The sequence below is a fragment of the Streptosporangium sp. CA-115845 genome (assembly GCF_050943795.1).
Classification (GTDB): Bacteria; Actinomycetota; Actinomycetes; order Streptosporangiales; family Streptosporangiaceae; genus Streptosporangium.
This window is the reverse complement of sequence record NZ_CP191988.1, coordinates 628,341-653,112: the sequence shown is the minus strand read 5'-3', so window position 1 is coordinate 653,112 and position 24,772 is coordinate 628,341. Positions and strand designations below refer to the sequence as shown.

The following is a 24,772-nucleotide window of genomic DNA, read 5'->3' as shown; positions in this document are numbered from 1 at the left end:
TCAGTTCCCACTCTCATACCACCCCACCCAAGATGCCCCGACTCGTCCGGATAAGGTGCCACGCATCTCATTTCAATAGTTGACAGTATTCCCTAATGCATCAGGAGCGTGGATACCCATGGAAATCCTAGTGATCACCAATGGGCAGGGGAATACCGACTACTGTCCACTATTGGCCGAACTGCAACGGAGATGACATCTTGACGAAGCGGTTCAAACGTGTACCTTTGACCGCTTATTATTTGTCAATAATGTAAAATTAGTCGTATTCGAAATCCGGAAGAGCGGAAGGTGGTTCTGGACTGCGCCATACGACGACGTAGTCGTCGTGCGCGGCCTCCACCGCCGCACCGAGCCGATCGAGATCGAAATCCGGGAGATACCGGAGACGGGCGAGGAAGGTCGCGTCGGTCGCCGAGTTGGGCACCACGCACCCCTGGCCCTCTCGATCAAGAAGGATGTACAGGATGTCCGAGTCCGTATCGCCCACTACCCGCACCTCGACGACGTCCTCCCACGCGAGGGCGTCAACGCTGCCGTCCGCGTAGTGACGGGTCACGCCTTCTTCGGTGACATATACGTAGGAGTCCGGCACTGAGTTGCCGTGCATGGGCGCGATTGTGACCACTCCGGGGCTCCGCGTGCAATAGAACCGTGCAAGTCAGTGCCTAATGATCGCCCCAGCCGTGATCGAGATGCGCGGCGACCGCCTCCCTGGCGGCCTCCGCGGGGCCGCCGCCGATCGCGTCGAGCAGGTTCCGATGCTCGGCGACCAGCACGTGCCGGTCGGAGTAGACGGCGCGCAGCCTCACCAGGCCGAGCCGGGTCTCGACGGCCAGCATGCCGTAGAGCCGCTCCAGCCGGGGACTGCCCACCGCGACGACCAGCGCCTGGTGCAGCGCCATGTGCTCGGCCACCATGTCCGACCAGGGGGCGTCCGCGGGCAGCGCGGCCATCCGCGCCAGTGCCGCGTCCGCCTCCCCGACCCGTCGGCCGGCCAGCGCGGTGGCCGTCAGTTCCTCAAGCGGGCGCCGGACGAACATCAGGTCGTCCAGGTCGGCCACGGTCACCTCGGCCACCTGGGCGCTGCGGTGCCGCTCGCGCCTGAGCAGCCCCTCGTGCACGAGCACGGCGAGCGCCTCGCGGACCGTCGGGCGAGCCACCCCGTACAGGGCCGAGAGCTCCTGTTCCGGCAGCGTGGTGCCCGGGTCGATCTCGCCGGACAGCACCCGCCGGCGCAGGGCGTCGGCGAGCGCGCCGACGGCGGAGACGGGATGGAGCGGGAGGGTCACGCCGACGACCCTATTGCCCTTCCGCCCCGGCCGGCAGGAGAGACGCGCTCGGGCAGGGAGACCGCGACCAGACTGGCGCCGAGCAGCAGCAGGCCGGTGACCGAGGCGGGTCCGAGCCGCTCGCCGAGCACGACGACGCCGAGCAGCGTCGCCACCGCGGGCTCGGCCAGCGCGAGGGTGGCGGCGGTCGCGACCGGGGTGGTGCGCAGCCCCCTTCCGTACAGCAGGTAGGCCAGCGCGGTGGTGGCACAGCCCAGGTAGAGGGCGGTGAGCAGGCCGCGCGGCTCGGTGAGCCAGCCGGTGCCGGTCCACAGCAGCACGGGCACCATGACGACCGCCGCCCCGCCGAACATCAGCCCCATCACCGCGTCGGAGGGCGCCCCCGCGCTGATCGTCCGCGCGGCGGTGACCGCGTAGAAGGCGTACAGCAGGCCGCCGAGCAGCGCGAACAGGACACCGTCGGCCCGCACCTCGCCTCCCCCTCCGGTGAGTACGGCGCAGCCGGCGATCGCCGCCGCGGTCGCCGTCGCCCAGCGGCGGCTGGGCCGCACGCGGTCGAGCAGCCAGGACAGCAGCCCGGTGAAGACCGGACCGCTGCCGATGGCGACCACCGTGCCGACGGCCACCCCGGTCCTGCTGACCGCGGCGAAGAAGCACAGCTGGTACGCCGCCACGGCCAGTGCGGCCGCCGTGAGCGGGCCGAGGCGTGCCGGGAGCGGCCCTTTGGGGAGGCGCAGGAGCCGCACCGGGGCGGTGACGGCCGCGAGGACCAGGCCGCCGATCACCAGGCGGGCGGCGGCCATGGAGACGGGATCGACCCCGGCGACGAGCAGGCCCGCGGTTCCCGCGGTCCCCCAGAGCACGGCGGCTCCGATCACGGCGAGTTTCATGGGGCGATTGTAGGCATATTGTCTGACAACTATACAATGTCATTCCAGCGGACGACCGGGGTCCCGTTTTCCAGAGGGCACGCGTGGGTAGTTCGGCGAGGTGAGATGTCCGAGAAGCAGTGCGAACCAGCAGCTCAGGATGTGTGGCCGACGATGAGACGGGACGGCGGCCGGCGCGTGCCCCTCCCCGGCGACGGGCGGGGGTGATCGCGTTGCCCAGGGGAACGTTCCGCCAGGGGTCGGCGGCGGAGGCCGAGTCCATGCTCGGCACCGCGACGCCGCACCCGCTGAACGGCGCGAAGATCACCACTTCGGCCGAGGCGATGGACGCGATCGCCGAGGCCCTCGACCTGCCCGACCGTTTCGGGCACACCCTTGACTCGCTTTATGACGTGCTGACCGACCTGTCGTGGCTGCCGCCGGGCGAGCACCTGCTGCTCTGGTCGGAGCCGTCGACGCTTCGGAGCGAGGACCGCCAGACCTATGACGCCATCCGGACCGTCCTCACCGAGGCGGTCGCCGATGACACGCCCGGAGAGTCCTTCCTGTCCGTTCTCGTGTTGACCGACTGAGCCGTCGCCACGCAGTGCGCACAGAAGGCACCGCCACGACCCTCGGGACAACTGCAGCGCCAGTCCAGCGTCTCGTCGACGATCCGGAACTCGACGCACGCGGCGCCCTCTCCGACCTCGGCCGTCACCAGCCGCGGGCTGAAACGGACCAGCTGCACCGCCAGCGTGCCGCCCTGGGCCCGCGCCGACTGTCCTGCCCGCTCAGCCTCGGCTTTGACCAGCTCCGCAAGCGTTCGCATCGAAGGCTCCCTCCCACCTAAAGAGACGTATCTGAGGCATGGAAGGTTCCAAACCGATACAGCACGATAAATCATCTCAACGTGACTCACATGCACATCTAGCACCAAGTGACCCGCATTGCTATGTTTGGCGACTGTTAACCACGCATCTCGGTAGTGCGAGGTATTATGGCTGGCCGAAAATACTCAATTAGGGTGAAAATTTTCACCTTACTTTTGGTGCCAATTATATCCCTTGTAGTCATTTGGGCGTTTGCTGCCAGCCTGACGGTCCAGAGCGGCCAGGAACTCCTCAAGATCCGCGACGGCTACGCGTACGCGGTCCTGCCCGCCAGAAAGGTGACCACCGAGCTCCAGCACGAACGGCTGCTGTCGCTGTCCGTCCTGGGAGACGTCGACGTCTCGCGTGCGGAACTGGACGCCCAGCGCGTCCGTACGAACGCCGCGCGCGCCGAGCTGGAGCGGCTGATCACCGAGGTCCGTTCCGACCTCGTCCCGGGCACCTGGGAGCGGCTGAACCGGCTCCTTCGCACCATGGACCGGCTCACCGAGATCCGCAGCGGCGTCGACACCCGCACCGACACCCGGCTGCAGACGCTCGACGCCTACACCGGGATCGTCGAGGCCGCCTTCGACGTCTACGAGAAGGTGCGGATATCCACCGACATCGAGTTGACCGACCAGGCGCGGGCCGTCGTCACGGTCGGGCGGAGCCGCGAGATCCTCAGCCAGCAGGCCGCCCTGATTTCCGGAGCCGTGGTCGAGGGGGCCATGAGCCCCTCGGAACGTGCCAGGTTCAGCGAACTGGTCACCGGCCGCAGGCTCCTCTACTCCCTGGGCTTCGACCAGTTCGACGCCGAGTTCCAGGCCCTCTACACCCCCCTGCACGACTCCCCCGACTACTCCTCGTTCGAGGGGATCGAGAACGCCATCGCCGCGTCGGCGGTCCCGGCCCCCGCCTGGGCCGAGGTCGCCACCCGTCTCTCCGACGGCTTCGACAGCCGCGCCGGAAAGGTCAGCGAACGCATCAGCGAGCGGTCCATGCCGCTCGCCCGTGGCATCCTGATCCAGATCGGCCTCGCCGGCGGGCTGGGCCTGGTCGCGGTCGGGCTGTCGGTCTTCGTCTCGGTACGGTTCGGCCGGCGGCTGGGCGGCGAGCTCGTCGACCTCCAGCGGGCGGCCCTCGACCTGGCCGACAGGCGGCTGCCCGACGTGGTCCGGCGGCTGCGCCGGGGCGAGGACGTCTGTTCGGAGGCACCCGAGATCAACGTCGGCAGCACCATCGAGGTCGCCAGGGTCGGCGAGGCGTTCTCCTCCGTGCAACGGACCGCCGTCGAGGCCGCCGTCGGTCAGGCCGAGATGCGCAAGGGCGTCAACAAGGTCTTCGTGAACCTGGCCAGGCGCAGCCAGTCCCTGCTGCACCGGCAGCTGGCCATGCTGGAGACCATGGAAGGGCGGGCCCGCGACCCGGAGACCCTTGAGGACCTGTTCGGCCTGGACCACCTGACCACCCGGATGCGCCGCCACTCCGAGGGCCTGATCATCCTGTCCGGCGCCGTCCCCGGCCGGGGCTGGCGGACACCGGTCACGATCTACGACGTGGTCCGCGCCGCGGTCGAGGAGGTCGAGGACTATCCGCGCGTGACGATCAGCGTTCCGCACGGCCCGTCCGTGATCGGCGCGGTCGTCACCGACGTGATCCACCTGGTCGCCGAGCTGGTCGAGAACGCCGCCATGTTCTCTCCCCCGCACACCTCGGTACGCGTACACGGCGAGACGGTCGCCAGGGGCTACGCCATCGAGGTCGAGGACCGGGGGCTCGGCATCCCCGCCGAGGAGATGGCCCGGCTCAACGCGCGGCTGGCCGACCCGCCGGAGTTCGACCTGGCCGACAGCGACCGGCTCGGCCTGTTCGTCGTCGCGCAGCTCGCCATCCGGCACGGCATCCACGTCTACCTGCGCCCCTCCCCCTTCGGCGGCACCACGGCGATCGTGCTGCTCCCGAGCGAGCTGGTGGTCGAACCGCTCGATCCCCGGTTCACCTACTCGGTCGAGGTCGAAAGGCTGCCCTCCGGCAACGGCCTCCCCAAACGGGTGCGCCAGACCGTACCCGCCGAACGGGCCGCCTCCGGCGACCCCGGCGCGGAGACCACCCCGGAGAGCAGGGGAGCCGTCCCGAGCGGCGTGCTCGCGTCGTTCCGCGACGAACGGCAGCGCACCGGGCAGGAGGGTGGGCCCTGATGACCGAGCGCTGGCTCGACCGGGAGGCCGGTCCGATCGTCCGTCCGTACACGATGACCCGCGGCAGGACCAGGGCCGCGGGGGCTCATTTCGACCTGATGGCCGTGGTGGTGGCGGTCAGGGCCCCGCGCCGGGACCTGCCGCCCGAGCACATGTCGATCCTGAACGCCTGCCGCGCGCCGATCTCCGTCGCCGAGCTGGCCGGGGAGACCGGCCTGGCCGTCGGCGTGCTCCGGGTGCTCCTCGGCGACCTGCGCGACCACGACCTGATCACCGTACGGCTCCCCGCGGCTCCCTCCGCGATCCCCCGGGAGAACCTGCTCCGCGACCTCCTCGCCGGGCTCAAAGCCCTCTGAGCCCGCATTACGCCGGGCGTTATCGCTCAGTCGGTGGCCAGGCGGGCGTGCCGCTCCACGTCATAGCGGACGCCCTGGTAACTCAGCTTGGCCCGCTCGACCCCCTCGGACCGGAACCCGGCCCTGGTGGCCACCGCGCAGGAGGCCGTGTTGCTGACCCGGTGTCCCAGCTCCAGGCGGAACAGCCCCCGTTCCCTGAACGCCCACTCGGCCATCTTCCTGGCGGCGGCCACGGCCACGCCCCGTCCCCTGGCGCGCGGGATCGTCCAGTAGGACACCCAGCCGGTCTCGTGCGCGTCGATGTTGCTCACCGCGACGTTCCCCACGACCTCGCCGTTGGACACCACGGCGAACGCCCGCGCGTCATCGCGGAAACCCCAGACACCCATCCACTCCAGCGCCGCCTGGGCCGTGTCGATGGGCCGGGCCGCCTGCTCGGCCATGTCCGGGGAACTGAACGCGTCGAGCACGACCCACATGTCGTCGGGTCGCCATCCACGCAACTCCACTTCAACCATGCCGTGCAGGGTAACCCCGCGACCGTCCCGCGAAATGCGCCGGCACCGGCAGGACGAGGCAGATCTGGTGAGAGCGGTTTCACCCGCGGCAGGATGGCTGCCATGACGACTGTCCGGCCGTACCGTCCCGACGACCGTGCCGCCCTCTACGACATCTGCGTGCGGACCGCTCACGAGGGCGGCGACTCCCGGCACAAGGACTGAACACGGCGGGCGACGGCCCGAGGGGACCGCTCCGCGGGAGGCACGGTCACGGCGATCCCTCCGGCCGGAGGGGTCGGCTTTCGCGGATCTCCCTGGCCAGCGCGGCGCTGCGGTGTTCCAGGTGCCGCAGCCCGAGGCTGCGATGGACCTCCCGCGCTCGCTCGGCGTGCGCCAGGGCGTCCTCGACGCGACCGGTCCTGTGGAGCAGCCGGGCGACCACGTCATGGATCGTCCCCCAGGAGATGCATCCCGTTCCCAACGTCACCAGCTGTTCGGCGATGGGTTCCAGCTTCTCCAGCAGCCCGTACGGATCGGGACGACCGATCCTGGCCGCGACGAGACCCCACTGCCAGGTGACGAACTGCCACGCCCAGTCGCGCTCGACGGCAACGCCCCACCGGTCGATCAGACGGTGGGCGAGCGCCTCGTCCCCCGCCTCGATCACCGCCAGCACGGCGGCGGGGCGCAGCAGGCTGTTGGAGTCGTCCTCGGCGGCCTCAAGCAGTTCCGGCAGCAGCACCCCGTGCCGGCCCTGTGCCCAGGACGAGAAGAAGGCGCAGAGGAGATGGATGTACTCCGGGCCCCAGAGGCTGATGCGCCGGTAGCTCTCGGCGCCGGTCGCGGCGAGCCTCTCCACCTCCTCCCAGCGGCCGTCGAGCATCGCCCGCCCGGTCGCGGCGTAGGTCACCTGCGTCTCGATCTCCGGCATCCGCACCTCGCCGGTCAGGTGCAGGCAGCGGGCCAGCTCGGCGTCGTAGTCGGCCAGCCTTCCCGCGCGCAGGAAGGTCGGCATCCGGTGCAGGCGGGCGATGATCTCGGCGGCCCGGGGCAGGCCGGGGAGGGACAGGATCTCCTCCGCCGCCCGGTAGCGCTCCTCCTCGTACTCCGGGGTCCATGAGGCGATGACGAAGTTGTTGAGCGTGCGCGCGAGCAGGCGGTGGTCACCGGCCCGCCGGGCGAGCGCGACCGCCTCGGCCGCCAGACGCGCTCCCTCCCACCGCCGTTCGCTGTAGTAGAGCTCCACTCCGAGGGTTCCCAGCAGCTCGGCCCTGACCGCCTCCCGCCCGGGCGGCAGCCGGTCCAGCTGGTCCTCCAGCACGTCGATCATGCGCGTGTCCACCACGCCGTAGGCGCGCCAGTTCCACAGCGTCACCCCGCCGAAGACCGTCGCCGCCTCGATCACCGCCGCGTCGTCGCCCTTACGGGTGGCGAGGGTCACGGCCTCGTCCAGGGCGGTGTGCGCCGCGATCACGTCGCCGGCCACCCTACGCGCCCGTCCCAGCTCGATGAGCAGGGCACCGCGGCTGAGCGCCGGATCCGCGGACTGCGGGTCGAGCGCCGCGAGCGCCTGCTCCCAGAACATGACCGCCTCGTCGTAGGCCAGGCGGGCCGCCGCCTGTACCGCCGCCCTGACGGCGTACGACGTCGCCTTGGCCGAGTGGCCGATCCTGGCCGCCATACCGAAGTGGTGGGCGAGCACGGGCAACTGCGGCTCCAGGTTTCCCGGGTGAAGATTCTCGACCGCCTCGCCCACCCGCCCGTGGATCTGCGCCCGCTGCAGCCGGCTCAGTCCCGTGTAGAGAGCCTCGCGGACGAGCGCGTGCGAGAAGCGATAGTCCCAGCCTCCGGCCACCTCGGTGAGCAGGCCGGTCGCCACCGCGGGTTCGAGCAGCATCATCATCCGGGCGCCGCCGATCCCGGTGGCGGCCTCCAGCACGTCCGCGTCGACGTCCCTGCCGATCACCGCGGCGGCCCGCAGGAGCGTCTGGGAGTCCTCCGGCAGCCGCGAGACCCGCTGGGTGATGACGTCGCGCACCCCCTCGGGGACGGAGAGGGAGGTGACGTCCGCGGCGGCGACCTGGTCCAGGGGCGAGACGCTGTCCAGCAGGCGGAGCACCTCGCCGAGGAAGAAGGGGTTGCCACCGGTACGGTCGTGCAGCGCGCGGGCCAGGGCCGGGTCGGGGCCGATGTCCGCACGGCCGGACCGGCCCGGATCGGCAGGGTTCAGGTGTGCGTCGCCGGAGCCGGCGTCGTCCAGGTAGTCGGCGACCTGCTCCCGCGTGAACGCGGTGACGCTCATCCGCTCGGTACCGCGCTGTCGGATCAGGTCGCCGAGCGCGTCCGTCAGCGCCGGCCGCGCCTCGGCGGCCTCGGGGCGCAGGGTCGCCAGCACGAGCAACGGCACCCGGTGCAGGTCGCCGCCGAGGAAGGTCAGCAGCTTCAGGGATGCGGCGTCCGCCCAGTGGACGTCCTCCATGAGGACGAGCACCGGTGCCGCGCCCGCCCGCCGTGACAGCGCCCTGGCCACCGCGTCGTACAGCAGGAAGCGCGCGGTGTCGGGATCGTCCGCGACCGAGGCCCCGTCCGCGCCCGTCAACCGGCGGATCACGTTCTCGACCCCCGCTGCCTCCCGGGGCACAGTCTCAAGCCCTCCGGCGCCGGCCTCCGCCCCTTCTTCGAGGGCGGTCAGCACCTGGATCCACGGCCAGAACGCGGGTGCGCCACGCCCTTCGACGCACCGGCTCCACACCGGGATGACGCCCAGTTCCCCGGCGATCTCGGCCGCGGCCTCCGCCAGACGGGTCTTGCCGACGCCGGACTCGCCGCTGACCAGCAGCACACCTCCCGCACCACGGGCCGTGTCCCGCACCCGCTCCCGGATCCGGTGCAGGTGGGGCTCCCTGCCCACGAGCCTGCGCCCGCGCGGGGCGGGGGCTCGCCACTCCCCTGCCTCCCGGGGAGCCACGACGTCTTCTTCGTGCGCGGGCGAGATCTCCTCCCTTCGCGCGATCGACGGCCAGGAGCCTTCGAGAGACTCGTCCTGGTCGAGGATGGCCTGTTCGAGACGGCGCAGTTCCAGGCTGGGATCGAGCCCGAGTTCGGCACCGAGGAGGGTGCGGCAGCGCTGGTAGGCGGCCAGCGCCTCGGCCTGCCTGCGGTCGCGGTACAGGGCGCGCATGAGCAGCGCCCAGGCCCCCTCCCGGTAGGGGTCGAGATCGAGCAGATGCCCGGCCTCGACGGCGGCCTCGCTGAACCTGCCGAGCAGCATCCACGCCTCGGCCCGCGTGGACAGCGCCGACAGGCGCACCTCGGTGAGGCGGGCCACGGTGGGCCCCACGAAGGAGCGGTCGGCGAAGTCGGCGAGCGGCTCACCTCGCCAGGTGCCGAGTGCCGCGTCCAGAGACCGCTCGGCCTCCCCCGCCCGCCCATCGGCCAGGGCGGCCTGCGCCTTCTCGACGGCCTGGCTGAAGCGGTTGGCATCCACCTGATCGGGCGAGATGTCCAGCAGGTACCCAGGCTCCCGGGTCCGCAGGACGCGAGCGGGGGACCGAGGGCTGCGCAGCGGTTCGAGGACCCTACGGAGCTGGGAGATGTACGCCTGGAGCGTTCCTGTCGCGCTGGACGGCGGCTCGTCGGCCCAGAGCCGGTCGATCATCTGGTCGAGGGAGGCGACATGGGGCGCGTTGAGCACCAGGAGCGTCAGCACGGCCCGCTGCTTGCGGGATCCGAGGTCGAGGACCGCACCGGTGCCGTCGGCCACCTCCACCGGTCCGAGGATGCGGAAATCCAGGCACGCCGCAGCCTGGACGGTATCCGGTGCTTCGCCACCGTTAGCGAGCATCACAACTCCCGCACGAGCCACGCGACCGCCAGTGCCTCGATCGCGGGTTCATCGTATCGGCAGGCCGCGATGGGGGTTCTGTCGGCGGCGACGAAACCGGAGGAGCCAAGGAGCGAGAACGTTCCCGGATCCGCCGCCACCACGCGGTAGCGCACCCGTTGGACGCCGTCCGCGCGCATCTCCGTCAGCAGGTCTCCCAGCAGTCGCCGGCCGAGCCCCCGTCCCCGGTGTGGCAGCGCGACGGCCAGGGCTCGCAGGCGGGCGTCCCGGGCGGGCTGCCCCACCTCGACGAGGGCACCGGCCACCGGCGGATCGTCCGCCGGCCGTGCCAGATCGGCCAGCACGTACATCCGGCAGCGAGCGACCGACACCTCGGACAGGGCCTCCGCCAGGGCCTCGTCGAGCAGATCGGGACCCGTCGCACCCACGTATGCCAGGACCTCCCGCAACAGCAGGGTGCTGGAGGGCTGGGACTCCGGTGGCGACGACATGCGCGCAGCGTCCCACGGCCGTCTAGGAAACGGCTAGGAGACCTCTAGGCCCTCGGCCGGGACCGGCGGCCACCACTCCGATCGCCGTGGCCGCCGGGCACCCGGTCACCGACCAGTCGTCTCCAAGTGCCGGCTGCGATAACTGGAGGACCGCGTCGATCGAGGCCCTACGACCTCGCCCCACGCCGCGAGTCGTCTCACACCATCGGGAGAACCCTCATGAGTACCGTCTTTTCCACAGCCGAGCATCTCGGCGGAGAGCTGGAAGTCCTGCGAGGCCAGGTCGCCGGCCCTGTCCTGTCTCCCGGTCAGGACGGCTACGACGAGGAGACCACGGGTTTCAACACCGCGGTCCGGCACCACCCGGCCGTCGTCGTGGGCGCCACCCGCACCGCGGACGTCATGGCGGCGGTCCGCTTCGCGGTCCACCACTCCCTTCCCGTCGCCGTGCAGGCCACCGGGCACGGCGCCGTCCAGGCCTCCGACGGGGCACTGCTGATCAACACCTCCAGGATGCGCGAGGTCACCGTCGAGCCCTCCGACCGCACCGCGCGGGTCAGCGCGGGCTGCCGCTGGGCGGACGTCATCGCGCAGACGGCCCCGTACGGCCTGGCGCCCCTGAGCGGCTCGTCTTCTGGCGTGGGGGCGGTGGGCTACACGCTGGGCGGCGGCATCGGCCCGATCTCACGGACCTTCGGCTTCGCCGCCGACCACGTACGGGAGATCACCGTGGTGACCGCGGACGGCATGGTCCGGGTGACGGACCCGGACACCGAACCCGACCTGTTCTGGGGACTGCGCGGCGGCAAGGGCAGCTTCGGCGTGGTCACCTCCATGGTCATCGACCTGTTCCCGGTGTCGACCCTGTACGGGGGCGGCCTCTACTTCAGCGCCGAGGACACCCCCGCCGTCCTGCACGCCTACCGGACCTGGGTCGACACGCTGCCGGAGGCCACGACCACCTCGGTGGCGATGCTGCGCCTGCCCCCGGTGCCCGAGCTCCCCCCGCAGCTGCGTGGCCGCTTCGTGACCCACCTGCGCTTCGCCCACCTCGGCGACGCCCACAAGGCGGAGGCCCTGCTCGCCCCGATGCGGGCCGTCGCCGAACCGATCCTCGGCGAGATCGCGCAGATGCCGTTCAACGCGATCGACTCCGTGCACCAGGACCCGGTGCACCCCATGCCGAGCTGGGATCGCGGCGTCCTGCTGCGCGAGCTCGGTGCGGAGACCGTGGAAGCGCTCCTGGCGGCGGCCGGCCCGGCGGCCGACGTGCCGCTGGCCATCGTGGAGGTGCGCCAGCTGGGCGGGGCGCTGGGCCGCGAGCCGCGCCGGCCGAACGCCGTGGGCGGGCGGGACGCCGCATTCGGCGTGACGGTGATCGGCGCTCCCGTTCCCGAACTGCTCGACACGGTCATCCCGGCCGTGGGCGGTGCCGTGCTCGGCGCCCTGGCTCCCTGGCAGACCGGCGGGACGCAGCTCAACTTCCACGGGCCGATGCTCGCCCCCGAGGACCTGGCCCGCGCCTGGCCGGAGCCGACACTGCGCAGGCTCACCGCCCTCAAGGACCACTACGACCCGGCCCGGGTGTTCCGCTTCGGCCACGTCGTGCCCCGCGTCTGAACGCCCCGATTCACCGGCAGGCGAGGGGGCCTGCCGGTGTGATGATCGTGTGCGTGTCCACCTACACGGTGTTGCGGTACACGTCCCGCTGCCACCCGCCGTGGGAGGAGCAGACCCCCTGGATCCCGCCCGACATGCTCACCATGCCGTCATTGCACATGACCAGATAGCCCGTCCCGTCGCGGAAGTTCTCGATGCACGGGAAAACCGCGCAGGCGTCGCCCGCGGGCTGGTAGACCTTGCTCCCCGTGTCGCAGAAGGTGAACCCGTAGGCGTTGGCGGGTGCTCCGCAGAGCGGGCCGGTCGGGAACACGGTGGGCGGCACGGTAGGGGGCACGGTAGGGGGCACGGTCGGCGGCGCGGGCAGCGTGGGGGTGGCGGTCACGGTCGGGGTGGCGGTCACCGTGGCGGTGGCGGTCACCGTGGCCGTGGCGGTGGCTGTGGCGGTCACGGTCGCGGTGGTGGTCACCGTCGTGCTCACCGTGACCGTGGTGTGCACGGTCGGGGTCACCGAGGGCGTCGCGGTGACCGTCACCCTGGCCGCGGGGGCCGAGCGTGCCACCGGCGGCACCGTCACCGACGTGGAGAACGCACCGCTTCTCCGGTAGGCACCGGTGCCGAGATACCTCTCCTGCCAGGCCGTCCGGCCTGCCTGCACCGACAGGGTGGTCGTGACCGTCCGGCACGCCCCCTTCCCGCAGACGCGCTGCTTCACGGCGAACCGCCTGGTGCCGCCGTACCCGTTGGTCACCCGCACCCTGAGGTAGGACTTCCCACCGGCCCTCACCACCGAGGTCCTGACCACCCGCTTGGCCGCCTGCCCGCTCGTCCCCACGGAGGTCCCGGCCGTCTGCCCGTCCACGCCGGCGGCGGAACTCGCGGCGGAGGCGGAGAAGATGCTCCGGGCGTCGACGGCCCCCAGGCAGCCGATGACGGCGACAAGAACCGCGACAGCCGCGGTGGACAACGCGAAAGCTTTCATAGCACCACAAACATTCTGCATGCCAGAATTCCTATAGATAAATAATTAATCCGCACTTATATCACTTAATCTCATTAATTGAGCCAGCATCCTCGGGGTCCGCCACCGCGGGGTGCTCGGCGGGACGCCCTCGACCGGCGCCCAGTGCGTGATCTTGCAGACCGGCCCGCGGGGATCGAACACGGCAGCGGGATCCGGCGGAGCCCAGGGGACCCGCGAGGACAGCGCGCAGACCTCGGCGGCCCAGGGCGCCTCCCACGCGCGGGGCCGGAACCCCGATCCCGCCCCATCCATGACGCGCGATCTATTGACCCCATGTTTCCGACGAGTTAAATTAAGTGTAGAAATAAGGCGTTGATTTACGGGTGCCGTAGTCGCGCCTCATCTGCTGTCGGACCTTCCACCCCCCGGATCCACTGTGGAGACAAGCATGAGAGGTCTGTTCCGTCCTGCCGCCTTATGGACTGCCACGGCAGTCGTGGCGGCTCTGCTCGCAGTACCGTCGAGCCCGGCCTTCGCCGACACGTTGTTGTCGCAGGGCAAGACCGCGACGGCCTCCTCGACCGAGAACGGCGGAACCCCGCCGGCCGCCGCGGTCGACGGCGACACCAGCACCCGCTGGTCCAGTGCGGTCGGCGACTCCCAGTGGCTCCAGGTGGACCTGGGCGCCTCGTCCAGCATCAGCAGGGTCGTGCTGAACTGGGAGGCCGCGTACGGCAGCGGATACAAGATCCAGGTGTCCGAGAACGGGACCACGTGGACGGACCTGAAGACCGTCACCGGCGGTGACGGCGGAATCGACACCTGGGACGTCACCGGCAGCGGCCGGTATGTCCGGATGCAGGGCGTCACGAGGGCCACCGGCTACGGATACTCACTGTGGGAGTTCCAGGTCTTCGGTGGCGGCTCGAACCCGGTGGGCCAGTGCGGGACCACCAACGCCGCGTTGAACAAGCCCTCGACCGCGTCGTCCACCGAGAACGGCGGAACCCCCGCGAGCGCCGCCTTCGACGGCAACAACGGGACCCGCTGGTCCAGCGTGGCCGGCGACCCGCAGTGGATCCAGGTGGACCTGGGCTCGACCCAGACCATCTGCAGGATCGACCTGCGCTGGGAGGCCGCGTACGCGAGCGCGTTCAAGCTCCAGGGGTCGGCCAACGGCACCACCTGGACCGACCTGAAGAGCGTCACGGGTGCCACCGGCGGCGTTCAGTCACACGAGGTGAGCGGCTCCGCCCGGTACGTCCGGATGCAGGGCACCACCCGAGCCACCGGTTACGGATACTCACTGTGGGAGTTCGCCGTTTACACCACGTCTGACGGTCCGGTGATCCCCGGCGGCGGGGATCTGGGGCCGAACGTGCACGTCTTCGACCCGTCCATGTCCAGCGCCGGCATCCAGAGCCAGCTCGACGCCGTCTTCCAGCAGCAGGAGTCGGCCCAGTTCGGCACCGGGCGCCACGCCTTCCTGTTCAAGCCGGGCACCTACAACGTGAACGCCAAGGTCGGCTTCTACACCTCGATCATGGGTCTGGGGCAGTCCCCCGACGACGTCACCGTCAACGGCGTGACCGTCGACGCGGGCTGGTTCGGCGGCAACGCGACCCAGAACTTCTGGCGCTCGACGGAGAACCTGTCGGTCCAGCCGCCCGGCGGCACCAACCAGTGGGCCGTCTCCCAGGCCGCGCCGTTCCGTCGCATGCACATCAAGGGCGCGCTCAACCTGGCCCCCACCGGCTACGGCTGGGCCAGCGGCGGCTACATCGCCGACAGCAAGATCGACGGCGCCGTCGGCCCGTACTCGCAGCAGCAGTGGTACACCCGGGACAGCTCCGTCGGCGGCTGGGTCAACGGCGTGTGGAACATGGTGTTCTCCGGGGTGCAGGGCGCTCCCGCCACCTCCTTCGCCGACAAGTCCTACACCACGCTGGACAACACCCCGATCAGCCGCGAGAAGCCGTACCTCTACGTCTCCGGCAACGAGTACCGGGTGTTCGTCCCGGCCAAGCGGACCGACGCGCGCGGCGTGAGCTGGGCGAACGGCGCCACCCCCGGAAGCTCGATCCCGCTCGGCCAGTTCTACGTCGCCAAGCCCGGCGACACGGCCGCGACCATCAACGCCGCGCTCAACCAGGGCCTGCACCTGCTGCTCACCCCCGGCATCTACCACATCAACCAGCCGATCAACGTGACCAGGGCGAACACCGTGGTCCTGGGTCTCGGCCTGGCCACGATCATCCCCGACGGCGGCGTCGGCGCGGTCAAGGTCGCCGACGTGGACGGCGTGCGACTCGCCGGCTTCCTGGTCGACGCGGGCCCGCAGAAGTCCGACGTGCTCATCGAGGTCGGCCCGCCGGGGTCGAGCGCCGACCACGCCGCCAATCCGACCACGCTGCAGGACGTGTTCGTCCGGATCGGCGGCGCCTTCGCCGGCAACGCCACCACCAGCGTGGTCGTCAACAGCGACGACGTGATCATCGACCACACCTGGCTGTGGCGCGGTGACCACGGCGACGGCATCGGCTGGAACGTCAACACCGCCGAGACCGGCCTGATCGTCAACGGCGACGACGTCCTGGCGACCGGCCTGTTCGTCGAGCACTACCGCAAGTACGACGTCGAGTGGTACGGCGAGCGCGGCCGGACGATCTTCTTCCAGAACGAGAAGGCGTACGACCCGCCGAACCAGGCGGCCTACATGAACGGCAGCACCAAGGGCTGGGCTGCCTACAAGGTCGGCCCCGCGGTCAACACCCATGAGGGCTGGGGTCTCGGCAGCTACGTCTACTTCAATGTCGACCCGACGATCGAGGTGGAGAACGCGTTCGAGACCCCGGTGAAGCCCGGCGTCAAGTTCCACAGCCTGCTCACCGTCTCCCTCGGCGGCAACGGGCGGATCAACCACGTGATCAACGGCACCGGCGGCCCCGCCTTCGGCACGGCCACGATCCCGTCCAAGCTCGTCTCCTACCCCTGAGGCGCCCTGAGCCCGCCTGATCAGCGGTGGTCAACGCGCTCTCCTCGCTGATCAGGCGTTTCACCCCCACGCCGTGGGTCTCCGCTGTCGCAGGGAGGCCCACGGCCTCGTGTCGTACGGCCCCCGCCACCGATCGAGATCCGCCGTTCTCCGGGCCCGGATGCGCACCCCCGGATCCCCACCGGGCCGACGAGACCGCGCCCCCTCCGGCCCTCACGAAAAATCATGACCCTATGTCGACAAATGTCCGAATAGAGGGCATTAATCAACGAATACATTGACTCATGGTTAGTTAAAATCAAAACACGTGGTTCGAGAGTGATTGTCTGTTCTTAGCCGTAGGCGTGGTGCTACGGTGTGTGCCTGTTCGCGCTCTGCCGTGAAGCGGCACCACCCGGTTGTCCGGTATCGCAGGGGGAACAGCAGGTTCAACGCGGCCTTGTCATGCTCTGCCGCCACCCCCCAAGGACGCCGATGTCAGTAGATGTACCGCACCGGACCCGGAGCAGGCTTTCACCGAGGGAACTGGCGGTCATCGCCTCTCTCGGCACCATGATCATTATGGCCTGTGTGTGGCTGTGGGCGGTGTCGGCTGCCCCCTATGAGGCCAGAGGGCTGATGGCGCTCGCCGGCGGGATCTCGGCCATACTGTTGTCCTGCGCCGCCGCGGCCATCGTCCACTACGCCGCCACCGGTCGCCGGCTGCGCGAGCAGGCCAGGTGGGCCCACGCGCGCCTCACCTGGCTGGAGCGGGAAGCACTGCGGATGGCCGAGGAGTCGCTGCCCTCGCTGGGGCGTCAGGTGCGTGGGGGCGCCTCGGTCGCCGACGCGCTCACCCAGCTGCCGCAGCCCCCGGACGGCTCGCTGCAACACCTGCTCAACGCGGCCGGGCACGAGCTCGAACTGCTCGAACGCGAGCGCGCCACCGCCCGGTCGTCTCACGCGGCGACCGAGGACGAGATCTCCCGGCTGACCGACGACACGCTGCCGGAGCTGGTCAAACGGATCCAGGCGAACCGGATGTCGGCGGGCGCCGCGCTGGCCGGGATACACCAGCCGGGGCACGGCCCGCTGCGCGACCTGCTGAGCGAGACGGCACGGCAGCTCGCCGAGGGCGAGCGCAGGGGCACCGCCGTGATGGCGGCCTGCGCCGGGGCCGCGGCCCGGGTGCAGGCGCAGGCCACCAGCCTGCTCGCCCGGCTGCGCGAACTGGAGGAGCGGTACGGCGAGCAGGAGGAGACCTTCGCCGACCTGCTGGACCTGGACCACCGCGTCTCCCAGGTGAGCCGGCTGGCGGACAACATCGCCCTGCTGAGCGGTGGCCGTTCCGGGCGGCGATGGACCCGGCCGATCGTGATGGAGAGCGTCCTGCGCGGTGCGATGGGCCGCATCGGCGCCTACCGGCGCATCCGGCTGCACTCCACCAGCACCGTCGCCGTGGCGGGATACGCGGCCGAGGGCGTGATGCACGCGCTGGCCGAGGTGATGGACAACGCCGCCACGTTCTCGGCGCACGGTACCGAGGTTCACGTGTACGTGGACGAGGAGGACGCCGGCGTCGTGATCACGGTCGAGGACAGCGGCCTGGGCATGCGCCCGCGCGAGCGGCAGCACGCCGCCAAACTCGTATCCGAGCCGCTCGACCTGCGGACGCTGTCCGGCACCCGGCTGGGCCTGGCGGTCGTGGGACGCCTTGTCGACAAGTACGGCCTGACGGTCAGCTTCCGGCCGTCCGCCCGCGGCGGCATCGGGGTCGTGATGCTGATCCCGCGCCTGCTGATCACACAGCCCCTGCTCGCCACCGCGCCGCCCGCCGTCGAGTCGTCGGCCCGCCTCCCGCTGAAGGCCGCCGTGCCGGCACCGGCCGTACCGGTGCGGGAGGGGCCGGCCGACGAGGCCGAGGATCCGCTACCCAGGCGGCGCCGGGGGCAGACGCTGGCCGAGGCGACCAGGGCTCGGCAGGCACCGGTGGCCAAGCCCGCACGGGAGGGGCGTGACTCGGCGGCCAGGTTCGCCGCGTTCCGCCAGGCGGGCGGCCGTGGGCGTACCCCCTCTCCGGCCCCGGGCGACGCCTGACACGCCCCTGCCGGCCACCGGACCTTGTTGGATTCACAGATTAGGAGGCAGGGGTCGGCCCTCCCGCGCCCGCGCCCGAGGAACACCCCGTCGTTTCGATGAGCACAATCGACGTTTCACACACCACCGATCGCGACTTTGACTGGCTACTGGAGAACCTCAAGGAGAGGACTCCGGGGATCAGGCATGTGCTGGTGCTGACCAGGGACGGCCTGAAGATGTCCTTCACCGCCGGCCTTGGCCGGGACGGAGCCGACCAGCTCGCGGCCCTGGCCGCCGGAATCCAGAGCCTGTCGCTGAGTGCCTCCGCCGAGTTCGGCGACCGCATCGGAGCGGGGCAGGCGATGGTGGAGTTCGCCGGCGGACTGCTGCTCATCGTGCCGGCCGGGGACGGCGCCCACCTGGCCGTGCTGGCCGACGAGGACAGCGAGGTGGGGCTTATCGCGCACAACATGAACGAACTGGTGGAGCAGATCGGGGTGTACCTCACCGCGGCACCACGGCAGACGGAGAACAGCGACGATCGCATATGACCCGGCGAGCCATCGACCGAGAAGATCCGGACCGGCTCTACACGGTCACCGGGGGGCGTACCGGCGCCGATGAGAACGCCTTCGACTCGGTCTCCCTCATCGTCGGCGAGTGCGGCCCCACCCCCGGCATGCAGTCCGAGCACGTCAGGATCCTGCGGATGACCCGGCAGCCGATGGCGGTGGTGGAGATCTCCGCGGAGCTGCGGCTGCCGGTCAGCGTGGTGAAGATCCTGCTGCGCGACCTGCTGGACACCGGCCGCATCACCGTCCGTCATCCGTCGGCCGTCGCACAGGCCGGACGACCGGATCCCGAACTCCTGAAGGAGGTGCTCGTTGCACTCCACAACCTCTGACCAGATGGCGGCCGCCGTACGGACGCCGCTGCGCACGACCGCCGTCGACGCCCTGAAAATCGTGATCGTCGGCGGGTTCGGCGTGGGAAAGACGACCATGGTCGGCTCGGTGAGCGAGATCCGCCCGCTGAGCACCGAGGAGGTCATGACCCAGGCGAGCGTGGGCATCGACGACGCCAGCCGGGTACGGACCAAGACCACCACCACGGTGGCCTTCGACTTCGGCCGGATCACGCTGAACGCGAGCACGGTGCTGTACCTGTTCGGGGCACCCGGCCAGCAGCGGTTCTGGTTCGTCTGGGACCAGCTGTTCGCCGGCAGCCTGGGCGCGGTCGTCATGGTGGACGCCCGCCGCCTGGAGGATTCCTGGTACTCCATCGACCGGCTGGAGCACCATCGGACACCGTTCGTCGTCGCCGTCAACCGCTTCACCGACGGGCCCACCCTGGACGCGGTGCGCGAGGCGCTGGCGCTGTCACCCGAGGTCCCGCTCATCGACTGCGACGCGCGCGAGCGGTCCTCGTGCAAGCACGTGCTGATCACCCTCGTGGAGCACCTCACCCGCCAATACGACCAGTCGCCCGCCTGAGAGAGCATGTCGTGACGAATTCCCCTCCCCTGCCCGACTCCGCAGTCCCGTCCCCGCCCGGCGATCCCGAGCGGAGAGGAGGGCCGCTGGAGGGATATGCCGACCACGCCAATGCCGTACGGCTGTACGAGTCACAGATCTACGACGACCCGGCCGCGTCGTTCCAGGAGATGCGCCGCGAGCACGGACCCCTCGTCCCCGTGCTCCTCGAAAACGACATCCCCGCCTGGCTCGTGATCGGTTATCGCGAGCTGCACCATGTCACCAGCCAGTCGCAGCTGTTCGGCCGCGACCCCAGGCGCTGGAACATGTGGGACCACCTTCCCCGGGACTGGCCGTCGATCATGTATGTCACCTGGCAGCCGTCGGCGATATTCACCGAGGGGGCCGAGCGCCGGCGACGGGGCGGCGCCATCGGCGACGCGCTGGACACCGTCGACCGCACCGAGCTGACCCTGATCTGCGAGCAGGTCGCCGACCTCATGATCGACGAGTTCTCGGGGCGCGGCCAGGCCGACCTGATCTCCCAGTACGCCTACCGGATCCCGGCCCAGGCCGTCATCCGGCTGTTCGGCCTGCCGGAGGCCGACCTTCCGGGCCTGATCAGGGACATCGGCCACGCGCTGGACATGAACGAGGAGACCGCCCCGGCGAATCTCCGAATCGCCGACACGATGCACCGGCTCGTGGCCGACAAGCGCGCCCGGCCCGACCACGACCTCACCTCGCATCTGCTGACGCACGCCGCGCGGCTCACCGACGAGGAGGTCATCCAGGACCTGATGGTGCTGGCGATGGCCTCCCACAGCAGCAGTGCCAACTGGATCGGCAACACCCTGCGGCTGATGCTGGTGGACGACCACTTCTCGATGAACCTGCAGGGTGGCCGCAGCAGCGTCGCGGAGGCGCTGAACGAGGTGCTGTGGAAGGACTCGCCCGCGCAGAGCATTCCCTCACGCTGGGCCGTGCAGGACTGCGAGCTGGCCGGGCGGCGCATTCGCAGGGGCGACCTGATGGTGCTCGGCATAGCCGCGGCCAACGCCGATCCGCAGGTGCGGCCGGCCGCCCATTCCGGCTCCGGCGCCAACCGGGCGCACATGTCCTTCGGCCATGGCGAGTACGGCTGCCCCTTCCCCGCGCCCGAGCTCGGCGAGATCATCGCCAAGACGGCCGTGGAGGTGCTTCTCGACCGGCTACCCGACGTCCACCTCGCGGTGGCCCCGGAGGCGCTGCGATGGCGCCGGTCGATGTGGGTCCGCGGCCTGGAGGCCCTGCCCGTACGGTTCAGCCCGACCGTGCCGGCCGGCCGTAGCCCGTCGAACACCTGGGCCCGGTAAGGCTCCTCCTGGGCGACCGGAACCACGACCGTCCAGGACCCATGAGCCTCGGGAGCCGGTCATTGTCCGAGCCCCTCGGCGACCAGGTCGGCCATTGCCGCCACGCCCTTCCCCTTCGCCCGGGCCGCGGCGAGCGTCCTGTTCTTGGTGACCTGCCCTATGTATTCGACCTTGACCAGCAGGTTGCCGGTCCGGAACGCGATGGTGCTGGTAGCGGATTCGGGACTGAAGTGCTCGATGGAGAAGGCATCGTCTCCCAGGTCGGCGATGTCCTTCACCGACGCTTTTCGCTCCTCGGTCTCACCGAACCCTCTCGACCTCGCCTGGGCGATGTCCTGCAGTTTCCTGACGGCGTAGAGCTCCCCGGCCACCTCGGGGCCGGTCTTTCCCTGCCTGGAGGCGACAAGCTCGACATTCACCTCAAAGTAGTCGGAATCATCCGCCCAGCCGCAGGTCCCGCCGAGGGGAGTCGGTTGCCGCTCGACCATGACGAGGGGCCGCACCTGTTCGAGGGTCAGCAGGAGACAGGGGTTCGGGGCCACCGCCGGAGCCGTCGCGGACGGCGCCGGTGTCTCGGTGCGCCCCCCCTGTGGCATTCCGACGGCCACCGGCACCGTGACCGCCCCGGCCAGCACCAGTGCGCCGAGAGCGAAGAGGACCCCCCGCCGGCGACCGGCGGACGATCCCGTCGCCGGAGTCCGCGGGCCGGGCACGCTGGGATCGACCGGCAGGCCGTCGGCGATCCGCCCGAGGGTCCGCCGGAGTTCGGCGACGTCCGGCCGATCGGCGGGGTCCTTGGCCAGCAACGCGAGCAGGAGAGGGCCGAGCGGGCCGGGGAAGGACGGCGCGGGCGGCGGCTGGGTGAGCACGGCGCCGAGCACGGCGATCGGCGTCTCCCGGTGGAAGGGCGGCTTCCCCTGTGCCGCCGTGTACAGGGTGGCGCCCAGCGACCACAGGTCCGCCCGGGGATCGTCGGCCTCCCCGCCGAGCCGTTCCGGCGCGATGAATCCCGGCGAACCGACCAGGTTTCCCGGCGCGGTCAGCCCTGCGTCCCTCGCGAAGACGGCGATGCCGAAATCGGTGAGCAGCGCCTGCCCGTCCGGCCCGAGCATGATGTTGGCCGGTTTGACGTCGCGGTGCATGATCCCGCGCCGATGCGCCTCGGTGAGCGCGTCGAGCACGCGCACCCCGATCGCGGCGACCCGCTCGGGCGGCAGCGGCCCCTCCGCGCGTACCGTGCCCTCCAGCGTGCGCCCCGCCACCAGGTCCATGACGATCCATGGCAGGCCGCCCTCGTCGAGCACGTCGTGGACGGCGACGATCGCCGGGTGCCTGAGCCGGGCGGCGGCGCGGGCCTCACGCAGGGTGCGCTCCCGCAGTTCCGCCTCCCTGGCCGCCGACATGCCACGCGGCGACCGTACCTCCTTGACCGCCACGTCACGGTGGAGCAGTTCGTCCCTGGCCCGCCAGACAGCGCCCATACCGCCCTGGCCGAGGATCTCGACCAACCGGTAGCGCCCGGTCAGGACCCGGCCGCTCACCCCCGCCTGCTGAGCGCGTCCACGATCCACCGGGCGGACCGCAGTGAACCGGCCGCGAGCCGCCCCTGTGGATCCTCCTTCACCTTGCCGGTGTACTTGACCTCGGCCACCACATTGCTCACCCGCACCACGACCACCTCGGTGATCTTCCCCCAATTTTCGCTCCGCAGACGGTAGGCGAACGCCTCGTCGCCGAGGCCGGGCACCGCGCGCCGCCCCTCCCCGTCGAACGGCAGGGGCTCCTCGCTCTTCCTGCTGAAGAACTCCCGGCTGCGGATGAGTTCGGCGGGTGGGTGGTGCTTGAGCACGAGAACAACCTCGCGATGCAGACCCTTGGGAAGTTTCGCCCCAATGAACGTGCTCCAGGAGCAGTTGCCGGGAGAGCTCGTCTGCTCGGCCCCGACGACATCCGAGATGACCGGGGCCGGGACCAGCTCGGTGAACTGGTCGTCGGTCAGCAGGCCGCAGGCACGAGGGACCTCCGCGAAGCGACCGACCGAAGCCGCGGCCACCCGGGCCGCCTCGGCCTCGTGGCCGGCCCGGACCCTGGCGCCGAGCACTCCGGCGACGGCCGCCAGCATGACCGAGCAGGCGATCACCGCGGCGACGACGCTCCGGGGAACGACGAGGGGTGCCCGCACCGGCCTGGTCGCGGCGATCCGGCGCAGCGACCTCCCCAGCTCGCGCGGGCTCGGCCTGGCCGACGGGTCCTTGGCCAGCAGCGCGTTCAGCACCGGGCCGAGAGGACCCGCGTGCGCCGTCGCGGTCGGCGGCTCGGTGAGCACGGTGCCCGTACTGGCCAGCGGGGTCGCACGCCGGTACGGCGGTACGCCCTCGACCGCCGCGTACAGGGTCGCGCCGAGCGACCACAGGTCCGAGGCCGGGCCGGGCGGCCCCGTCAGGCACTCGGGCGCGGTGAAACCGGGGATGCCCGCGGACGAACCGATCCTGCCCCCGGTCCCGAACCCGGCGAGCCTGACCCGCCCGCCGGCGGCGATCACCACGGTGGCCGGGGTGACGGCGCCGTGCAGTACGTTCCGCCGGTGGGCCGCGGTCAGCGCGGCCAGCACCTCCGCACCGAGCGCCGCCACCTGCTCGACGGGCAGCCGCCCCCGCTCGGTGAGGACCCGGGCCAGGCTGGTGCCGTCTTCGAGGTCGGTCACGATCCACGGCCGGTCACCGTCGAGGACCACGTCGTGCACGATGCCGATCGGCGCGTTCCTGATCCCGTCGATGACACCGATCTGCTTGACCACGTGCTCGTACCACTCCGCGCCGTCGATCCCCGGGGGAGCCGCGAGCTCCTGCGCCAGCACGTCACGGGAGAGCAGGTCGTCGTGGGCCAGCCAGGCGGCCCCCATCCCGTCCGCCCCCAGCGGGCCACGTAACCGGTATCTGTCGTTCATCGCTCCAGGGCCTCCACCGTACGGCGTGCCGCCTTGATGACGAGTTCCTTCAGCGGGCCGACGGCCTGGGCGTCCGCTTCCTGCGTGACGTTCTGCCGGCTGTAGCTCATCAGGACCACAACGTTGCCGAGACGGTAGAGAACGGCCGAATCGAGGACGCGGCGCTTGTCGGAGCCGAGCGACACACCCCCCAGAAAGAACGCCTCGTCGCCGAGATCCGGCACGGATGCGAGATGACGGCCTTCGGGAGCGCCGGGGAAAAGGGTCTGACGGAGGCTCTGCGCGCTCTTCCACCGATCGGTGAAATCCGTGACGGCCTTGTCCGCACCGTCCCCGTGCCACCGGACGGAGATGATCAATGCAGGCCGCTGACCGGAGTGAAGCGCCTTGTCCCCGGTGGAGAATCCGCAGTCGGAGACGTTGGGGCCGGGGGTCGGAGGCGCGGTGACCGACACCTTGGCCTGCGGGATCAGCGCCTCCGCCTCCTGCGGTGTCAGCAGGTCACAGGCGCGAGGCAGCGCGGTGACGGGCGAGGTCCGCGAGCCGACGACGACCAGCACCGCGGCGGTCACGGCGGCGGCGGTCACACAGACCGCGGCGACGGCGAGCGCCCGGCGGCGCCTTCCCCCCGTGTCCAGCCGCATCACCAGCCACGACGCGTCGTCCTCGACCACGAGGTCGTGGACGGCGGTGAGGACGACCGAACGGCGCCGCACCGCCTCGTTCGCCACGACGAACTCCGCGGCCAGGTCCTGCCCGGTCGCGAACCGTACGGCCGGCCCCTCGGCCTCCCGATGATCGCCGGGTGCGCACCGCACCTCCTTGACCGCGACGTCCCTGCCCAGCAGCTCGTCACGCGCCCGCCAGACGCCGGTACGGCCCAGTTGCCCCGTCAGGCGGTAGCGTCCAGCCAGAACACGTTCTGCCATCCCC

At 70.7% G+C, this 24,772-nt stretch carries 21 protein-coding genes; 10 read left to right on the top strand and 11 right to left on the bottom strand.

Annotated elements, in window-relative coordinates; genetic code table 11:
• Positions 1-259: 259 nt before the first annotated feature.
• From ACQP0P_RS05130 to ACQP0P_RS05120, 3 genes are read right to left on the bottom strand one after another with little or no spacing between them, the layout of a single operon-like run.
• The gene (locus tag ACQP0P_RS05130) at positions 260-610 is read right to left on the bottom strand and encodes a hypothetical protein (protein WP_433371551.1); all 351 of its coding nucleotides are present in this window, start codon (positions 608-610) and stop codon (positions 260-262) included.
• A 58-nt stretch (positions 611-668) separates the two neighbouring features.
• Entirely contained in the window at positions 669-1,292 is a 624-nt protein-coding gene (locus ACQP0P_RS05125) for a GntR family transcriptional regulator (RefSeq protein ID WP_433371549.1), read from the bottom strand.
• Positions 1,289-2,182, bottom strand: a complete 894-nt coding sequence (locus ACQP0P_RS05120) for a DMT family transporter (protein ID WP_433371546.1) — start codon at positions 2,180-2,182, stop codon at positions 1,289-1,291. The genes ACQP0P_RS05125 and ACQP0P_RS05120 overlap by 4 nt, the downstream gene beginning before the upstream one ends.
• Positions 2,183-2,325: 143 nt before the next feature.
• Here ACQP0P_RS05120 and ACQP0P_RS05115 point away from each other — a divergent pair, with 143 nt between their 5' ends.
• Positions 2,326-2,754, top strand: a complete 429-nt coding sequence (locus ACQP0P_RS05115; protein ID WP_433371543.1) for a barstar family protein — start codon at positions 2,326-2,328, stop codon at positions 2,752-2,754.
• Here ACQP0P_RS05115 and ACQP0P_RS05110 read toward each other — a convergent pair.
• A complete protein-coding gene (locus tag ACQP0P_RS05110; RefSeq protein ID WP_433371540.1) occupies positions 2,664-2,993 on the bottom strand; it encodes an SWIM zinc finger family protein in 330 nt (109 codons plus the stop codon). The two genes, ACQP0P_RS05115 and ACQP0P_RS05110, sit on opposite strands and share 91 nt — an antisense overlap.
• Before the next feature lie 219 nt (positions 2,994-3,212).
• Here ACQP0P_RS05110 and ACQP0P_RS05105 point away from each other — a divergent pair, with 219 nt between their 5' ends.
• The gene (locus tag ACQP0P_RS05105) at positions 3,213-5,234 is read left to right on the top strand and encodes a sensor histidine kinase (protein ID WP_433371537.1); all 2,022 of its coding nucleotides are present in this window, start codon (positions 3,213-3,215) and stop codon (positions 5,232-5,234) included.
• Positions 5,234-5,590, top strand: a complete 357-nt coding sequence (locus tag ACQP0P_RS05100) for a DUF742 domain-containing protein (RefSeq protein ID WP_355631179.1) — start codon at positions 5,234-5,236, stop codon at positions 5,588-5,590. The genes ACQP0P_RS05105 and ACQP0P_RS05100 overlap by 1 nt, the downstream gene beginning before the upstream one ends.
• A 26-nt stretch (positions 5,591-5,616) precedes the next feature.
• Here the strand turns inward: ACQP0P_RS05100 and ACQP0P_RS05095 are convergent, their stop codons facing one another.
• The 3 genes from ACQP0P_RS05095 to ACQP0P_RS05085 all read right to left on the bottom strand — a co-directional run bounded on the left by ACQP0P_RS05095 (position 5,617) and on the right by ACQP0P_RS05085 (position 10,425).
• Entirely contained in the window at positions 5,617-6,108 is a 492-nt protein-coding gene (locus ACQP0P_RS05095) for a GNAT family N-acetyltransferase (protein WP_433371532.1), read from the bottom strand.
• A 250-nt stretch (positions 6,109-6,358) separates the two neighbouring features.
• Positions 6,359-9,934: a BTAD domain-containing putative transcriptional regulator gene (locus ACQP0P_RS05090; RefSeq protein WP_433371530.1), complete on the bottom strand. Its 3,576-nt coding sequence runs from the start codon at positions 9,932-9,934 to the stop codon at positions 6,359-6,361.
• Entirely contained in the window at positions 9,934-10,425 is a 492-nt protein-coding gene (locus ACQP0P_RS05085) for a GNAT family N-acetyltransferase (protein ID WP_433371527.1), read from the bottom strand. Before ACQP0P_RS05085 ends, ACQP0P_RS05090 begins: the two co-directional genes overlap by 1 nt.
• A 219-nt stretch (positions 10,426-10,644) precedes the next feature.
• Here ACQP0P_RS05085 and ACQP0P_RS05080 point away from each other — a divergent pair, with 219 nt between their 5' ends.
• Positions 10,645-12,045 (top strand): FAD-binding oxidoreductase, encoded by a 1,401-nt coding sequence (locus tag ACQP0P_RS05080; RefSeq protein WP_433371524.1) that lies wholly within the window; start codon positions 10,645-10,647, stop codon positions 12,043-12,045.
• A 61-nt stretch (positions 12,046-12,106) separates the two neighbouring features.
• On the opposite strand, the gene ACQP0P_RS05075 is transcribed toward ACQP0P_RS05080, so the two are convergent.
• Positions 12,107-13,012, bottom strand: coding sequence for a hypothetical protein (locus ACQP0P_RS05075; protein ID WP_433371521.1), 906 nt, complete (start codon positions 13,010-13,012; stop codon positions 12,107-12,109).
• Between the two features lie 493 nt (positions 13,013-13,505).
• Between ACQP0P_RS05075 and ACQP0P_RS05070 the strand changes: the two genes are divergently transcribed.
• The 6 genes from ACQP0P_RS05070 (at position 13,506) to ACQP0P_RS05045 (ending at position 20,892) form a co-directional block, all read left to right on the top strand.
• Positions 13,506-16,004 (top strand): discoidin domain-containing protein, encoded by a 2,499-nt coding sequence (locus ACQP0P_RS05070; protein ID WP_433371518.1) that lies wholly within the window; start codon positions 13,506-13,508, stop codon positions 16,002-16,004.
• A 474-nt stretch (positions 16,005-16,478) separates the two neighbouring features.
• Positions 16,479-18,080: a sensor histidine kinase gene (locus ACQP0P_RS05065; protein WP_433371515.1), complete on the top strand. Its 1,602-nt coding sequence runs from the start codon at positions 16,479-16,481 to the stop codon at positions 18,078-18,080.
• Between the two features lie 98 nt (positions 18,081-18,178).
• A complete protein-coding gene (locus ACQP0P_RS05060) occupies positions 18,179-18,613 on the top strand; it encodes a roadblock/LC7 domain-containing protein (RefSeq protein ID WP_433371512.1) in 435 nt (144 codons plus the stop codon).
• A complete protein-coding gene (locus tag ACQP0P_RS05055) occupies positions 18,610-18,966 on the top strand; it encodes a DUF742 domain-containing protein (RefSeq protein WP_433371510.1) in 357 nt (118 codons plus the stop codon). The genes ACQP0P_RS05060 and ACQP0P_RS05055 overlap by 4 nt, the downstream gene beginning before the upstream one ends.
• A gap of 4 nt (positions 18,967-18,970) precedes the next feature.
• Positions 18,971-19,555 carry a GTP-binding protein gene (locus ACQP0P_RS05050; RefSeq protein WP_433381699.1) on the top strand — a complete coding sequence of 195 codons (585 nt, stop codon included), beginning with the start codon at positions 18,971-18,973 and terminating at the stop codon, positions 19,553-19,555.
• A gap of 11 nt (positions 19,556-19,566) precedes the next feature.
• The gene (locus tag ACQP0P_RS05045; RefSeq protein WP_433371507.1) at positions 19,567-20,892 is read left to right on the top strand and encodes a cytochrome P450; all 1,326 of its coding nucleotides are present in this window, start codon (positions 19,567-19,569) and stop codon (positions 20,890-20,892) included.
• A gap of 59 nt (positions 20,893-20,951) precedes the next feature.
• Here ACQP0P_RS05045 and ACQP0P_RS05040 read toward each other — a convergent pair whose 3' ends face one another.
• The 3 genes from ACQP0P_RS05040 to ACQP0P_RS05030 are packed head-to-tail and all read right to left on the bottom strand — an operon-like array spanning position 20,952 to position 24,768.
• A complete protein-coding gene (locus ACQP0P_RS05040) occupies positions 20,952-22,463 on the bottom strand; it encodes a serine/threonine-protein kinase (RefSeq protein WP_433371504.1) in 1,512 nt (503 codons plus the stop codon).
• Positions 22,430-23,839, bottom strand: coding sequence for a serine/threonine-protein kinase (locus ACQP0P_RS05035; RefSeq protein ID WP_433371503.1), 1,410 nt, complete (start codon positions 23,837-23,839; stop codon positions 22,430-22,432). The genes ACQP0P_RS05040 and ACQP0P_RS05035 overlap by 34 nt, the downstream gene beginning before the upstream one ends.
• On the bottom strand, positions 23,836-24,768 hold the full coding sequence (locus ACQP0P_RS05030; RefSeq protein WP_433371500.1) for a hypothetical protein: 933 nt from the start codon (positions 24,766-24,768) through the stop codon (positions 23,836-23,838). The genes ACQP0P_RS05035 and ACQP0P_RS05030 overlap by 4 nt, the downstream gene beginning before the upstream one ends.
• Positions 24,769-24,772 lie beyond the last annotated feature (4 nt).

What these genes read in the sequence shown, in the direction of transcription:
- ACQP0P_RS05035 (WP_433371503.1), bottom strand. Translation starts at nt 23,839, where the DNA reads ATGAACGACAGATACCGGTTACGTGGCCCGCTGGGGGCGGACGGGATG.
- ACQP0P_RS05100 (WP_355631179.1), top strand. Translation starts at nt 5,234, where the DNA reads ATGACCGAGCGCTGGCTCGACCGGGAGGCCGGTCCGATCGTCCGTCCG.
- ACQP0P_RS05060 (WP_433371512.1), top strand. Translation starts at nt 18,179, where the DNA reads ATGAGCACAATCGACGTTTCACACACCACCGATCGCGACTTTGACTGG.
- ACQP0P_RS05090 (WP_433371530.1), bottom strand. Translation starts at nt 9,934, where the DNA reads ATGCTCGCTAACGGTGGCGAAGCACCGGATACCGTCCAGGCTGCGGCG.
- ACQP0P_RS05095 (WP_433371532.1), bottom strand. Translation starts at nt 6,108, where the DNA reads ATGGTTGAAGTGGAGTTGCGTGGATGGCGACCCGACGACATGTGGGTC.
- ACQP0P_RS05055 (WP_433371510.1), top strand. Translation starts at nt 18,610, where the DNA reads ATGACCCGGCGAGCCATCGACCGAGAAGATCCGGACCGGCTCTACACG.
- ACQP0P_RS05120 (WP_433371546.1), bottom strand. Translation starts at nt 2,182, where the DNA reads ATGAAACTCGCCGTGATCGGAGCCGCCGTGCTCTGGGGGACCGCGGGA.
- ACQP0P_RS05130 (WP_433371551.1), bottom strand. Translation starts at nt 610, where the DNA reads ATGCACGGCAACTCAGTGCCGGACTCCTACGTATATGTCACCGAAGAA.
- ACQP0P_RS05110 (WP_433371540.1), bottom strand. Translation starts at nt 2,993, where the DNA reads ATGCGAACGCTTGCGGAGCTGGTCAAAGCCGAGGCTGAGCGGGCAGGA.
- ACQP0P_RS05030 (WP_433371500.1), bottom strand. Translation starts at nt 24,768, where the DNA reads ATGGCAGAACGTGTTCTGGCTGGACGCTACCGCCTGACGGGGCAACTG.
- ACQP0P_RS05085 (WP_433371527.1), bottom strand. Translation starts at nt 10,425, where the DNA reads ATGTCGTCGCCACCGGAGTCCCAGCCCTCCAGCACCCTGCTGTTGCGG.
- ACQP0P_RS05065 (WP_433371515.1), top strand. Translation starts at nt 16,479, where the DNA reads ATGTCAGTAGATGTACCGCACCGGACCCGGAGCAGGCTTTCACCGAGG.
- ACQP0P_RS05080 (WP_433371524.1), top strand. Translation starts at nt 10,645, where the DNA reads ATGAGTACCGTCTTTTCCACAGCCGAGCATCTCGGCGGAGAGCTGGAA.
- ACQP0P_RS05050 (WP_433381699.1), top strand. Translation starts at nt 18,971, where the DNA reads ATGGCGGCCGCCGTACGGACGCCGCTGCGCACGACCGCCGTCGACGCC.